At 26.9% G+C, this 759-nt stretch carries 1 pseudogene; it reads right to left on the bottom strand.

Going from position 1 to position 759, the window contains the following annotated elements:
• Positions 1-60: 60 nt before the first annotated feature.
• Positions 61-759: pseudogene (locus AJ932_RS00105) on the bottom strand (hypothetical protein); the annotation flags it as partial.

The raw sequence follows: 759 nt of genomic DNA, 5'->3' as shown, positions 1-759 counted from the left end.
TGCTAACCCATTGGGTGTATAAATCTTATAAGTATCGCTCATTATTTATCCTTTCTTAATTTAACCCATATATAAACCATCTTCTATGATTATAGTAGTGGCTAGTCTGCCTATGAAATTAGGCGGTAATTTTTGGGATTGTTTGTTTTTAGTTGCACTTTCTATATCCTCCTCGTTTCCTTCTTCATTGTCTTTGTTTTTCAAGCTTTCTTCATTTCCATTTATCCCCATATACATAGCCTTAAGATTGTTTTGTCCTATGATATTGAGTTTTTCTAGTAATCTTCTGGTTTTATTTTTATCTTCTATATATCTTCCTGTTTTATCTTTACTTGTATTGTAAATTCCATTAGCAAAATCTTGTAAAATTTGTAAAGCTTCATTGTAAGCATGAATAGGACTATCTTCATCCTTTTTAAAAGCACTAATTTGCTTTTCTTTATTTCTAAACTCTTTAAACAAAGGATGATTACAAGGAAGTTGATATATAGTGCATTTTTTAAGTTCTAAAGATTTTAACTCTTTAAAATAAAAAGTATAATCATCTATAATATATTTTTGTTCTTTTATATCCTCTAAAGCAGTTGCATTTCTTTTCTCATCAATAATCAAATAAGATAAAAGTCTTTTTAAAAGAAATTCTTTATTTTCTTCAAGCTTTTGATCTATTTCATAATGAAAGGAAAAATGAGTGTCAAAAACTCCTGTGCAAAGATCTATGCCATAAAAAATTTTCTTTAAATCAAAGCTAATGAATTT

It is taken from the genome of Campylobacter sp. BCW_6873, from assembly GCF_001762365.1.
GTDB classification, from domain to species: Bacteria; Campylobacterota; Campylobacteria; order Campylobacterales; family Campylobacteraceae; genus Campylobacter_D; species Campylobacter_D jejuni.
Note: the sequence above shows the minus strand (reverse complement) of the source record. Positions and strands in the feature narration are given on the sequence as shown.